Below are 12,898 nucleotides of genomic sequence, written 5' to 3'. Positions count from 1 at the left end.
GTGCACACCGTTTCCGTGCAGTCGCCCCACCCCGGCGCGGCCCGCGAGCAGCCGCGCACCCTCGAGGTCGTGATCCCCGTCTACAACGAGGCGGAGGTGATCGACCTGCTCCTCGAGCGGCTCGCCGGCGCGCTCTCGCCCGACAAGCTCGGTCCGCTCGGGATCACGCGCGCCCGCCTGCTCTTCGTGGACGACGGGAGCACCGACGAGACCGCCGAGCTCCTCGCGGAGCGCATCGCCTCGGGGCTGGACGCGCGCCTCGTCCGGTTCTCGCGAAACTTCGGGCACCAGAGCGCCGTCTGCGCGGGCCTCGACCGGGCGGAGGGCGACGTCGTCGTCATCATGGACGCGGACCTCCAGGATCCCCCGGAGCTCCTCGTCCCGATGCTCGAGCGCTGGAGGGCCGGCGCCGACGTCGTGTTCGCGCGCCGCCGCCGGCGCCGCGGCAACGTGCTGAAGCGGCTCGGATACTGGGGCTTCTACCGGATGGTCGCGTTCCTCTCCGACATCCGCCTGCCGCTCGACACCGGCGACTTCGGCGCCATGGACCGACGCGTGGTGCTCGCGCTCCGGAGCCTCCCGGAGCGCCTCCGCTTCCCGCGAGGGCTCCGCGCCTGGGTCGGGTTCCGCCAGGAGGCGGTCGAGTTCGACCGCCCCGAGCGACAGGCCGGCACCACCAAGTACGCCTGGTCGAAGCTCTACCGCCTGGCGACGGACGGGATCGCCGCGATGAGCACGCGGCCGCTCCAGGCCGCCCAGATCGGCAGCTTCTTCTTCGGCCTGCTCACGCTCGGGTTCCTCGGGATGCTCGTGACCGGCTACCTGACCCGGCCGTCGTCCATCCCGACGCCGTTCCTGCTCGCCTACGTCCTCATCGCCACCGGGAACGCCGTCCAGTCCTTCTGCCTCTACATCCTCGGCGCCTACGTGGGGCGGACCTACCTCGAGGTGAAGGCGAGGCCGCCGTACCTGGTCATGGAGGTGGTGGAGCGTCCGCCCGACGTCGAGGGCTCGCCGTCGTGAGCGCCGTCGAGGTGCTCTCCCCCGTCCGGCCGCTGGACTTCCCGGACGAGTGGTACGACGCGAGCGACGCCTCGCATTTCTGGTTCGAGTGGCGGCTCGCGGTGCTCCGGCGCGTGCTCGCCGACGCGGGCGCAGCGACGGCGGCGCAGCTCGCGGCGCTCGACGTCGGGTGCGGGTCCGGGATCCTGGCATCCCAGCTCGAGGGCGTGACGTCCTGGGCCGTCGACGGCACGGACCTCAACATGGCCGCGCTGGAGCGATGCCGCGCCCGGCGCGGTCGGACCCTGTACTACGACGTCACCGACGAGCGTCCCGAGCTGCTCGGTCGCTACGACGCGGTCGTGCTGTTCGACGTCCTCGAGCACCTCGCGGATCCGCGGGCGCTGGTTCGCTCCGTGCTTCGCCACCTGCGGCCTGGCGGCATGCTCGTCGTGAACGTCCCCGCCCTCCCCGCGCTCACGAGCGCGTACGATCGCGCCGCCGGCCACCTGCGCCGGTACACCGTGGAGAGCCTCGCGGGCGAGCTCGACGGCCTCGGCCTCGAGCGGCGCGTGATCCGGTACTGGGGGCTCTCGCTCGTCCCGCTGCTCGTGGCGCGGAAGGCGCTCCTCGCGCGCGGCGGCCCGAGGACCATCGACCGCGGCTTCCGTCCCCCGCTGCCCGGCGCGAACGCCGCGCTCCTCGCGCTCATGCGCCTCGAGACCGGCGTGCTCCGCGCGCCGCCACTTGGAACGTCCGTGATGTACGCCGGGGTGAAGGGCGCGGGGTAGCGCGTTTCGCCCTCGACCCGCGGCCATGAACGACCGCTCGCACATGAAAACGTTGCAGACCCGGCAAACCGCTGCAGGTGGGGGGACGGGCGCCGATGTGGGCGCGTCCCGGAAACCCGCGGGGTTGCGCCCGCGCCGGGCTGCCCCACAAGTTGCATGTCCGCTGCTCTCGGGAGGCCAGCCGTGCCGATACGCCGGACCCGCGGGTTCACGCTGCTCGAGCTGATGATCGTCCTCTCGATCGTGGCGATCCTCGCCGCGCTCGCGGCGACGGCCCTGACGCGCGATCGCCCCCGCGCGACGCTCCAGACCCTCGCGTCCGACGTGCAGGCCCTCCTCCGGAACGCCCGGCAGAACGCGCTCGCGACCGGCCGGCCGACGATCGTGATGGTGTTCCCGAACTTCGCGAACCCGCTCGGCGGCGTGGGGCGCGTGATCCTCCTCGAGGATCCGGCCGGCACGTTCTTCCAGGCCGCGGCCGCGACCAACTTCGGCGCCTACGACCCCGCCACCGCCCGCATCGGCGTCGGCGACGAGATCCTGCTCTCGATCGACTTTCCCCGGAACGTCCGCGTGGGGCCCGGGACGGGCATGGGCGCGACCGCGGTGCTCGCGGCGCCGTACGGGCGCGTGAACGTCCAGAAGGCGTGCAGCTTCTGCAACGCCGTCGGTGACGGGCGCGGCGCCGTCCGCTTCGACTCCCGCGGGCGAGCCGCCTTCTACAGCGGGAACGGCGCGCCGCTCGACGTATGGGGCGCGAGCTTCTCGCTCGCGAACCTGGATGCATCCAATGCGCAGGTGACTCCGGGCGTTCGCACCTTCGTCGTCACCTCGACGACCGGCGGCGTCCGGTCCTTCATCGCCGGCGGGTAGGAGGGCTCTCGATGACCACGCGACGGCGCGGCCAGCGCGGCACGACGCTCCTCGAGGCGATGATCGCCATGGTGGTGCTCCTCTGCGGAGCGCTGGGCGTCATCGGCATCAACAACCTCGGGCTCCGGCTGAACGACAGCGCGCGGAAGATGACGCGCGCGACGGCGATCGCCCAGGACCTCGTGGACAACATCGCGCTCTGGCCGTGGGGCGACGCGCGGCTCACCACCGGGGCGCACGCCGAGGTGGACCTCACCGCGGGGGGCGCGGTGTTCCCCGGCGTTCCCCTCGCCGAGCTCCAGGACGGCAACGACTTCCAGCGCAGCTGGACCGCCACCTACGTCGACGATGCCGACGGCGACGGCACCTTCGACGCGGTGCGCGTCGCCGTGACCGTCCAGTGGTCGACGGGGAGCCTCACCGTGTACACCACGAAGCTCAACCCCGCGGAGCTCCGGTGACCGCACCCCGCCCGACGCGCGGCTTCACGCTGCTCGAGCTCGCCGTGTCCCTCCTCCTCGTGGCGATCCTGGTCGCGGGCGCCGTGTCGCTCCTGTCGTCGCAGCGCCGCGCGCTCACCACGACGTCGGGCGACCGCGCGATGCAGGAGACCGTCCGGACCGCCCTCGACGACCTCGGCGCGAACCTGCGTCGCGCGGGCTTCGGCATCGACCCCGCGCTCGCGTTCGACTTCACGACGTACCAGTGCGCGGCCCCGGTCACCTGCCGGGACAGCATCGCCGGCCCGGACGAGATCGTCTTCTACGCGCGCGACCCGCTGTTCAAGGCGACGATCTCGGCGACGCCTTCGGCGACGCAGCTCACGATCGCGGGTGGCCTCCAGGCGCCGCTCTACCGCGGGCAGATCCTGCAGATCATGTGCGGCGCGGGCTCCGACGTCGCGTACGTGACGGTCGGCTCTAAGGTCGCCGCGAACTGGACCCCGCCGGCCGCCGCGCCCGCGAGCACCGCCATCCCGCTCCTCGCGGCGACCGGGGCGTTCCCGCAGCAGAACGCGAAGCTCACGAGCGGCTGCTTCTCGACGGGCTGGAGCGCCGCGCGCGTCTACCGCCTCGACCGCTTCCGCTACGCGGTCCTGCCGTACGCGGACGCGGACCTGAACGGCGTCGACCGGCCCTACCTGATGCTCGACCGCGGGCTCCTGGACGACGACGGCACCTCCCGGATCGAGCCGGTCGTCGCGGACGTCGAGGACCTGCAGCTCGAGTACGTGTTCGTGAACCCGACCACCGGGGTGGCCCGCGCGGTGGGCGGCGTGAGCGGCACCGGGCTGTCGAACGGAGCGGCGAGCATCGACCTCGCCGCCACGCCGCCGACCTACGACTCCGCGCGGGACGACGCGACCCGGCTCACGAACAGCCCCGCGAACATCCGCGCCGTCCGGGTGAGCGTCATCGCCCGCCTGCCGTCCCAGGATCTCTACCGCGGGCGCGTCGGCGGGAACGAGCTCGTCCAGCTCGTCGCCTCGCAAGGGCCGGCGATGCCGGCCGCCGGCAACCGCCCGATCGTCGCGGCGCCGAACAACTTCGCTCGCATCAAGATCCAGACCACCGAGGCGCTCCGCAACATGGACGTCCGCGCGCCGTTCTTCGACCAGTGAGCGCCATGACCCGAAGACACCCCAGAGGCCCCCTCGCGGCGTCGCAGCGCGGCAGCGGCATCCTGCTCGCGATCGTCGTCGTCCTCGTCGTGAGCGTCATCGCCGTCGGGATCGTGCGCTACACGTCGCGCGAGCTCGCGGGCGCGACCGCGAGCAAGCAGGCGACCGCGCTGGTGGCGTGCGCCGAGGCGGGGCGCGGGCTCCTGCTCTCCCAGTTCCGGTCGGTGGGGATCGCGCCGACGCAGCTCACCGCGATGAACATCCCGCTCGACGCCGACAAGTACACGAACGCCGTCGGCGGCCACATCGACTCGTCGAACGTGCAGGTCGAGCAGGTCACGATGCTGCCGCTCGGGACGTTCGGCTCGGAGCGCAAGAACACGCGCGACATCACCAACATCGCGAACCCGGCGCTGGGCCAGCTCGGCGGGAAGCCGTACCGCCTGATGGTCCACTGCAGCGATCACGGCCGCCAGCTCGAGGTCGAGTTCGGCGTGCGGTTCGGCCTCTAGGGAGGGCGCGGCGCCATGGCCAAGAAGATCCTCCGCAAGAAGGTGCTCCTCGCGCTCGCGGCCGCGATCGCGCTGCCCCTCGCGGTGCTGGCGACGACCGGCATCTCCATCCCGCCGGCGAGCTCGGCGAGCTGCTGCAACCTCGCCTCCGCGTACACCTCGAGCCTCTTCCCCGGCGGCGACGGCGACGAGGGGTTCTTCGGCCTGCCCATCGGCGCGCCCTCGAACGCCATGCTCGTGCTCGACAACTCGGGGTCGATGCTGGAGCTGCCGAACGCGCTCCAGTTCACGACCGCGACCGAGCCCACCTCCGGCACCGGCCTCTGCTCCGGGACGTCGCTCGACGCCTACTCCCGGACCGACAACGACGAGGCGATCGACACCACGCCGCCGTACGACAACGGCACCGCGAACACCTTCGTCGTGGACAGCCCGCCCTGGAGCCTCGCGAAGTGCTCGACGAGCGGGAACAGCTGCCTCTTCGCGCCGGCGCGCTACTACCGCGCGGCGTACGACACGAGCGGCCTCGTGAGCTCGAGCCAGTGGTCCGACGACAGCGCGACGTCCTATTCGTCCGGGACGAGCAGCGGGAAGATCTGCGACGGCGCGCCGGGCAACTGCCAGACCTGCCTCGACACCTCCGGCTACTACGTGTTCCGGGACATCTTCGGGCGCCACGTCTACTTCCGCGGCAGCTTCCTCAACCGGAACCCACCGAAGTACGTGGTCGCGCGCAAGGTCGTGAAGGACCTCGTCGCGATCGATCTCTCCAACCCCGACACGACCACCAGCGTCCGCTTCGGCCTGACCGTCTTCACGCCGGGCTCGTACTCCGGCACGAAGAACGGCCTCGACGCGAACGACGGCGGCACGCTCGTCGTGCCGCTCGGCCCGAACTGCGATCAGGCGGTGGTCGGGTTCCAGCCGGCGAACGCGGCCGCCCAGGAGGCCTATCGCGTCGCGCGACAGGCGATCGTCGACGCCGTGAACAACACCTCCAAGGTCTCGTTCTCGAGCTGGACGCCGCTCGGCGAGACGCTGTTCAACGTCGGGCAGTACTACTCGGACACGCGCGGCACCACCGGGTGGCCCACCACGGGCGCGACGGGCCCGGTGTACGACTACGCCTTCGGGACGCAGTGGACGCGCTCGGGGTTCTACGAGACGGCGGCGGGAACCGCGAGCGCGCCATGGGTCTCGAGCGGCCGGCAGGCCTCGGTCTGCTGGGCGTGCCAGCAGAGCTCCGCCATCGTCATCACCGACGGCGAGCCGACCTACGACTCGAACCTGCCGAAGAGCCCCGCGCCGTCGAGCCACACTACGGGGCCGACGCCGGGGGTCGCGGACAGCAACGCGAACCAGGATTTCAGGTCCTGGAGCTGGCCGAACCTGACCGTCCCCTGCCCCGACGGCGACACCGGCTGCAGCGGCTACATCCTGCAGAAGGTGGCGTACTTCCTCGCGCACAGCGATCTCCGCCCCGACCTGTCGAATGCGCGACAGACGCAGACCGTCAACACGTACACGGTGAGCTTCGGCATCCAGCCGACCGACCTCGGGAACAGGCGCGCGCTGGCGCTCCTCCAGAAGACGGCGGAGCTGGGCGGCGGGGCCTTCTACAACACGTCGTCCGGCGACGAGCTCGCCTCCGCGCTCTACAACGTGGTGAACGACACCGTCGCGCGGTCGACCTCGTTCAGCGTCTCGAACACGAACACCCTCCAGACCGGCAACAACAACCAGCTCTTCCTCGCGCGCTTCCGGCGCCTCCCCCAGACGTTCTGGGAGGGGCACCTGTTCCGGTTCCGCGTCTTCAACGAGTTCGTGCAGGGGTGTGACGCCAAGAAGCCGGACGCCGCGCAGGCCGACGCCGTCTGCAAGCTCGAGAGCGGCGCGACGAAGACGCTCAAGGCGAACCTGAACCACGACGTCGATCCGAGCGGCAACGCGATCTGCGACGGCCTCTTCATCCTCGACCGCGACTGCGATCCCGTCGCCGAGGACCAGGACGGCAACTTCATGAAGGCGGTGCTCGACACGACGACGAACACGTTCGTCGCCGGCACGACCCCCGCGGTGCCGTACTGGGACGCCGGCGAGAACCTCTCGTACCAGGTGTTCCCCACGAACCATCCGGACCCGACCAAGGCCGGCAAGACCAACACGGCGTACCGCAGCGCCGACGCGGGCGCGTCGAACAAGCGCGTCATCTGGACCGTGCTCGACGTGGACGGCGACGGCCACTTCACCGCGGCCGACGGGAAGGTCGAGTTCACGGCCGACAACGCCGCCGCGATCGCGCCGCTCCTCGAGCTGAACGGGACGCGCACCGTCGGCACCGAGCAGGTGAACGTCTGCCTGGACATCCTGCAGCGCACCGGGATGTGCGGTCCCGATCCCCTCCCCGCCTGCCCGGTACCGAACGCGAGCAACCAGGTCGGCAGCGCGGACCTCGCGAAGTGCGCCGCGCAGGTCATCAACTACGTCCGCGGGTGGGACGTCATGGACGAGGACAACGATGGGTGCGCGGGCCCCGGCAACCCGAGCAACGACGCGAGCTGTCCCGGCGCGACGCTGCGCGGCGACGGCAGCTGGCGCGGCGGCCAGGACGGCGAGGAGCGCGTCCGCGGGACGTTCACGGACTCGACCGGCGCGAGCGTCGACTGGGATGGGCGCCAGGTGGACGAGTTCTGGAAGCTCGGCGACATCTTCCACTCGTCGCCGGTGATGGTGCGCCCGCCGGTGACCGAGATGCTCTGCGACCTCGCGCTCGATAACCAGTGCGTGTCGACGATCCACAGCCCGAAGGGCTTCTCGACCACCATCCAGACGCCGGCCGACTACGACGTCAACGGGAACGGCACCATCGAGGTCGGCGAGGACGCGTACGAGGGCTGGCGACGGTCGCAGGCGAGCCGGCGCCAGATCGTCCTCGTCGGCGCGAACGACGGCATGCTGCACGCGTTCGACGCCGGCGTCGTGGACACGAGCGTCCCGGCGGACGCGCTCGGCACCCGGTCCTACACCGTCGGCGACGGTTCCGAGCTCTGGGCGTTCATCCCGCCCGACCTCCTGCCGAAGCTGAAGCTCATGCTGACCGACCACCAGTACTTCGTGGACGGCAACACGATGGTCCGCGACGTGTGGGTCGACGTGAACAAGGACGGCAAGAAGCAGCCGACCGAGTTCCGCACGATGGCGGTCATGTCCGAGCGCGCGGGCGGCATCCAGTACGTCGCGCTCGACCTCACCGATCCCGTGAACCCGGTGTTCCGGTGGACGTTCCCGGACAACTGCACGATCGACCAGAACGTGATGGCCCAGAGCTGGTCGGGGTTCGCGCCCCGCCCGCCGCCCATCGGTCCGGTGAAGCTCCAGGTCCCGACCGGCGGAACGCAGGACCCGATGAAGCGCGGGTTCGAGGAGCGCTGGATCGTGATGCTGAACGGGGGCTACGACCCGACCCTGACGCGCGGCCGCGGCGTGTGGATGGCCGACGTCTGGACAGGTCAGATGATCTGGCGGTTCACCGACGACGACATGAAGGCGCTGAACGGCGCCAACGCGAACATGTGGTCGGTCCCGGCGGCGGTCGGCCTCCTCGACGTCGGGAACGCGGACCAGCCCATCCTGGACGGCGACGGCTTCTTCGACACCGCCACCTGGGGCGACATGGGCGGCCAGCTGTTCGTCGCCCGGTTCCAGGACCCCGGCGTGAAGGACGCGACGACGCAGCGGATGGGGAACTGGTACGCCGCGCGCGCCTTCGAGGAGCAGCGCCAGACGACGGATTCGCAGTTCTTCTCCGGCCGGAGCGAGTTCTACCAGATGACGGCCAACGTCGTGGACCTCGACACCGGGTACGTGCGCTCGTACCTGGGGAGCGGCAGCCGCGAGCACCTGCTGCAGGTCGGGGCCTCGTGCGGCCCCGGCAACATCCTCGGGTGCTGCCAGGCCGGGTGCAACGCCGAGATGTTCACGAAGTTCAACTACGGCGGCTGCAACGTCGTGAACCACGTGAAGTGCTCGAACGGCAAGATGGTCCAGGACCGGACCGACCAGAACAGCACCTGCGCCCAGAGCTTCGCCTGCGGCAAGCTCGAGGCGAACGTCCAGCTCCACCTCCAGTGCGGCTCGGCCGGCAACCCGCCGGACATCATCGCCCACCTGCTCTGCGACTCGAGCGGCACCTGCACGGCGCGCGACCAGGTGAAGGACGGGAAGCCCGTCCGCGTCGACAAGCTCACGCAGCCGAACTGGTACAACCGGTTCTACGGCATCTGGGCGTACGGGGGCCGCGACCGGATCTTCTCGACCGCCGCCCAGGCGCAGGATCTCGACCTGAACCGCTTCACGGACATCCCGTACGCGAAGGTCTGCAAGGGCCCCGGCGACAAGAGCTGCCAGATCATCAACACGACCTACGCGACCGTGAACGCCGCGGGCGGCGTGACGTGCGGCGGCGCCGGCCCGACCCCGTGCCAGGCCACGGGCTACGATCCGGGCTGGTTCTACGAGTACGGCCGCGTCTGCCCGTCGGGCGTCTGCGAGGACACCCCGCCGTGGCTCGACGAGAAGACCGCCTCGGGCGCGACGGTCCTCGCCGGCTGCGTGGACTGGAACACCTTCCGGCCGCGCGGCTCGTCGGCCACCGGCACGGACCCCTGCGTCAGCGCGAACCTGTCCTCCGCCCGGAACTACACGTACCTGACCGACTTCATCGCGGGCACGGCGACGCCCCGGTGCGGGTTCGGGTACAAGGACTCGTCCGGCAACAGCTACATGGTCCGGGCGCGCTCGCGCTCCACCATCGCGCCGCCGCCCGATCCGACGCAGCTCGTGGCCATCGGCATGGACGGCGAGGTGAAGTACCTCGCGGCGCAGATCGAGCCGGGCGGCACGCCCACCACGGCGGCCCTCGGCGAGAAGCGGGAGCTGCTGCAGCCCGCCTACTGGCTCGAGGTGAACCGCGAGCTCCACGTGTGCCGCCACGTGGACCAGACGCAGTGCCGGTGAGGTGAGCGGTCGTCGTGCTGCAGGCCCTCGGGCTCCGAGGCTGCGCCTCGCCTACTCCCCGCCGATGCCGTACTTGGCGAGGCGGTAGCGCAGCGACCGGAAGGTGAGGCTGAGGAGGCGCGCCGCCTCCGTCTTCACGCCGCCGGTCCGCTCGAGGGCCTGCTCCAGCAGCGCGCGCTCGATGGCGTCGAGGTGCCCCTGCAGGTCGAGCCCGACCTCGGGGAGCGCGGACGCCTCCGCGGGCGCCGCCGCCGGCCTGCCGCGCAGGTTCGGCGGGAGCGCCGAGAGATCGATCACGTCGCCGGTGGTGAGGGTCACCGCGCGCTCCACGACGTTCGCGAGCTCGCGGACGTTGCCCGGCCAGGCGTGGCCGAGCAGCGCGCGCTCCGCCTCCGGCGAGAGCCGCGGGTGCGGTCGGCCCTGCTCCGCCGCGAACCGGCCGAGGAAGTGCTCGAGGAACAGCGGGACGTCCTCGCGCCGGTCGCGGAGCGGCGGCATCCGGATCTGGATCACGTTGAGCCGGTAGAAGAGGTCCTCGCGGAACCGGCCCGCCTGCACCTCGGCGCCCAGCTCGCGGTTCGTCGCGGCGACGATCCGCGCGGCGACGGGCAGGTCGCGGGACCCGCCCACCCGGCGGATGCGCCGCTCCTGGAGCGCCCGGAGCAGCTTCACCTGCACGGGCGGTGGCAGCTCGCCCACCTCGTCCAGGAACAGCGTGCCCGAGCCGGCGACCTCGAACAGGCCCGCCCGCGTCTCCGTGGCGCCGGTGAACGCGCCGCGCTCGTGGCCGAACAGCTCGGACTCGATGAGCCCCTCCGGGATGGCGCCGCAGTTGATCGCGACGAAGGGCTGCTCGCGGCGGCCGCCGTGGAGGTGGATGGCGCGGGCCACGACCTCCTTGCCGGTCCCGCTCTCGCCCGTGACGAGGATGGTGGTGCGCGCCGGGGCCACCTTCTCCACGAGCTCGCGGACCTCGACGATCGCGGGCGACCTGCCGAGGAGCGCATCCTCCCTCGGCGCGCGGACCGTCCGGCGCAGCACCCGGTTCTCCGCGACGAGGGCGCGGTGCTCGAGCGCCTTCGCCACGACCAGCCGGAGCTCCTCGACCTTGAAGGGCTTCAGCACGTAGTCGTACGCGCCGAGCTTCATCGCCTGGATGGCGTTCTCGGTGGTGGCGAACGCGGTCACCATCACCACCTCGGTGGACGGCGCCTGCTCCTTCACCGCGCGGAGCACGTCGATGCCCGAGTCGCGCCCGAGCCGCAGATCGGTGATCACGAGGTCCAGGTCGCCCTGCGCGACGCGCGCGAGCGCGCCCGAGGCGTCCGCGGCGGTCGCGACCTCGTGCCCCTCCTTCCTGAGGAGGATGTCGAGGAACTCCCGCATCGAGAGCTCGTCGTCGACGACGAGGATCGAGGCCATGACGCGATCCTACCCCGCCGCCCGGGCGTCCGCGTCGGCGGCGTCGGCGGGCGCGGGGAAGTGGACGACGAACCGGGCGCCGCCGGCGGCCGCCCCCTCCAGGGCGACGCTGCCGCCGTGCGCGTCCACGATCCGCTGGACCGTCGCGAGGCCGAGGCCCGTGCCGTCCTGCTTCGTCGTGAAGAACGGGAGGAAGATCCGGTCGCGGTCGGCCGGGTCGACGCCGGGCCCGTCGTCCTCGACCGCGACGAACGTGCCGATCGCGTCGAAGCCGCACGCGACGCGCACGCGGCCCCGCGCCGGCGGGGGATGCCGATCTCCGGCCGCGTGCGCGGCGTTCAGCACGAGGTTCAGCACGATCTGCCGGAGCTGGTCGGGATCGCAGTGCGCCGGCGCCGGGGCGAGCGCCCGCTCGACGTCCACGGGCGCGAGCGCGGGGTCGTTCGCGAGCACGTCCAGGGTCTCGTCGACGACCGGCGCGAGATCGCAGCGGACCCGGCGCGGCGGCGCCGGCCGCGCGAACGCGAGGAACTGCGTCACGAGCTCGCCGAGGCGGCCCGACTCCCGGAGCGCGATCTCCATGAGCCGCCGGTCCTCCCCCGCGAGGCCCGGCGCCTGGCGCAGGAGCTCGAGCGCGCCCATCATCGAGGCGAGCGGGTTGCGAAGCTCGTGGGCGAGCCCGGCGGCGACGCCGCCGAGATCCGCGAGCCGCTCGCTCCGCGCCACCTTCTCCTCCATCGCCCGGAGCTGCGTCAGGTCCTGGAAGATGAGGGCCTTCCCCACGGCGGCGCCGTCGCGCCCGATGAGCTGAAAGCTCGAATAGCCGAGCCGGAGCGACTCGGCGCCGCCGATCAGGTGGTCCAGCTCGCCGCGCGCGACGTCCGCCGGGATCGTGGCGAGCCAGCCGGTCGCCGGCCGCCCCACGACGTCCGTCGCGAGGACGCCGAGCATGTGCTCGCCGGCGCGGTTCAGGAACGTGACCCTGCCGGCGCGATCGAGCGTGACGAGCCCGCTCGTGACCGACTGCACGATGGCCTCGTGCAGCGCGGTGATCTCCGCGAGGTCGCTCTCGCGCGCCGCGAGCCGCTCGCCCGTCCGGCGCAGCTGCTCGGCGAGGTAGGACGCGAGCACCGCCGTGACGACGAAGGCGCTGCCGTGCACGAAGAGCAGCCCCACGGGCACGGCCCGGTGACCGTGATGAGGGAGGAGCGCGACGACGAGGTGCGCGCCGAGGGCGACCGCGAGGGCCGTCAGCGCGCCGCGGCGGTAGAGGAGGATCGCGCCGTTCACGATCCCGAGCGAGTACATGAAGACGAAGACGCTCTCGGCCCCGCCGGTGAGGGCGACCACCGCCGCGGCGATCCCCACGTCGAGCGCCAGCTGCCCGTACGCGAGCGGGACGAGGAGTCGCCGCGCGCGGAGCGCCAGCGCGAACGCCACCGACACCGCGTACGTCGCGATGACGAGCGTGTAGAGCGGGGCGGTCGCCTCGAGGTCGGGGGCGGACTCCCACCCCACCGCCGCGGTCCCACCGAGCAGGACGGTGATGGAGACCACCCGGAAGAAGGTGATCCACACGAGCTTGCGGTGGAGCCCGCGGGCCCGGTCGTCCAGGCCCTCCGCTGCGGCGTCCCCGGCCGCGTCGACCGGGCGCATCGCCG

Annotated in this window: 9 protein-coding genes; 7 read left to right on the top strand and 2 right to left on the bottom strand. The window is 71.9% G+C overall.

What is annotated here, in order from left to right; translation table 11 throughout:
* From AMOR_RS16475 to AMOR_RS16445, 7 genes are all read left to right on the top strand, one after another.
* Entirely contained in the window at positions 1 to 1,023 is a 1,023-nt protein-coding gene (locus AMOR_RS16475; RefSeq protein WP_248352646.1) for a glycosyltransferase family 2 protein, read from the top strand.
* The gene (locus AMOR_RS16470) at positions 1,020 to 1,793 is read left to right on the top strand and encodes a class I SAM-dependent methyltransferase (protein ID WP_248352645.1); all 774 of its coding nucleotides are present in this window, start codon (positions 1,020 to 1,022) and stop codon (positions 1,791 to 1,793) included. Before AMOR_RS16475 ends, AMOR_RS16470 begins: the two co-directional genes overlap by 4 nt.
* Before the next feature lie 183 nt (positions 1,794 to 1,976).
* On the top strand, positions 1,977 to 2,666 hold the full coding sequence (locus tag AMOR_RS16465; protein WP_248352644.1) for a pilus assembly FimT family protein: 690 nt from the start codon (positions 1,977 to 1,979) through the stop codon (positions 2,664 to 2,666).
* A gap of 11 nt (positions 2,667 to 2,677) precedes the next feature.
* Complete coding sequence (locus AMOR_RS16460; protein ID WP_248352643.1) at positions 2,678 to 3,127, top strand: type IV pilus modification PilV family protein; 450 nt, start codon at positions 2,678 to 2,680, stop codon at positions 3,125 to 3,127.
* Positions 3,124 to 4,287, top strand: a complete 1,164-nt coding sequence (locus AMOR_RS16455; protein ID WP_248352642.1) for a prepilin-type N-terminal cleavage/methylation domain-containing protein — start codon at positions 3,124 to 3,126, stop codon at positions 4,285 to 4,287. Before AMOR_RS16460 ends, AMOR_RS16455 begins: the two co-directional genes overlap by 4 nt.
* 5 nt (positions 4,288 to 4,292) lie before the next feature.
* On the top strand, positions 4,293 to 4,799 hold the full coding sequence (locus tag AMOR_RS16450) for a hypothetical protein (protein WP_248352641.1): 507 nt from the start codon (positions 4,293 to 4,295) through the stop codon (positions 4,797 to 4,799).
* 15 nt (positions 4,800 to 4,814) lie between these two features.
* Positions 4,815 to 9,815, top strand: coding sequence for a pilus assembly protein (locus AMOR_RS16445; RefSeq protein ID WP_248352640.1), 5,001 nt, complete (start codon positions 4,815 to 4,817; stop codon positions 9,813 to 9,815).
* 51 nt (positions 9,816 to 9,866) lie between these two features.
* Here the strand turns inward: AMOR_RS16445 and AMOR_RS16440 are convergent, their stop codons facing one another.
* Entirely contained in the window at positions 9,867 to 11,237 is a 1,371-nt protein-coding gene (locus AMOR_RS16440) for a sigma-54-dependent transcriptional regulator (RefSeq protein ID WP_248352639.1), read from the bottom strand.
* A gap of 9 nt (positions 11,238 to 11,246) precedes the next feature.
* Positions 11,247 to 12,893, bottom strand: coding sequence for a two-component system sensor histidine kinase NtrB (locus AMOR_RS16435; protein WP_248352638.1), 1,647 nt, complete (start codon positions 12,891 to 12,893; stop codon positions 11,247 to 11,249).
* Positions 12,894 to 12,898 lie beyond the last annotated feature (5 nt).

The sequence above is a fragment of the Anaeromyxobacter oryzae genome (assembly GCF_023169945.1).
In the GTDB taxonomy this organism is placed as follows: Bacteria; Myxococcota; Myxococcia; order Myxococcales; family Anaeromyxobacteraceae; genus Anaeromyxobacter; species Anaeromyxobacter oryzae.
The sequence above is the reverse complement of the archived record's forward strand: the minus strand, read 5'-3'. Positions and strand labels throughout refer to the sequence as shown.

What these genes read in the sequence shown, in the direction of transcription:
- AMOR_RS16460 (WP_248352643.1), top strand. Translation starts at nt 2,678, where the DNA reads ATGACCACGCGACGGCGCGGCCAGCGCGGCACGACGCTCCTCGAGGCG.
- AMOR_RS16450 (WP_248352641.1), top strand. Translation starts at nt 4,293, where the DNA reads ATGACCCGAAGACACCCCAGAGGCCCCCTCGCGGCGTCGCAGCGCGGC.
- AMOR_RS16445 (WP_248352640.1), top strand. Translation starts at nt 4,815, where the DNA reads ATGGCCAAGAAGATCCTCCGCAAGAAGGTGCTCCTCGCGCTCGCGGCC.
- AMOR_RS16440 (WP_248352639.1), bottom strand. Translation starts at nt 11,237, where the DNA reads ATGGCCTCGATCCTCGTCGTCGACGACGAGCTCTCGATGCGGGAGTTC.
- AMOR_RS16435 (WP_248352638.1), bottom strand. Translation starts at nt 12,893, where the DNA reads ATGCGCCCGGTCGACGCGGCCGGGGACGCCGCAGCGGAGGGCCTGGAC.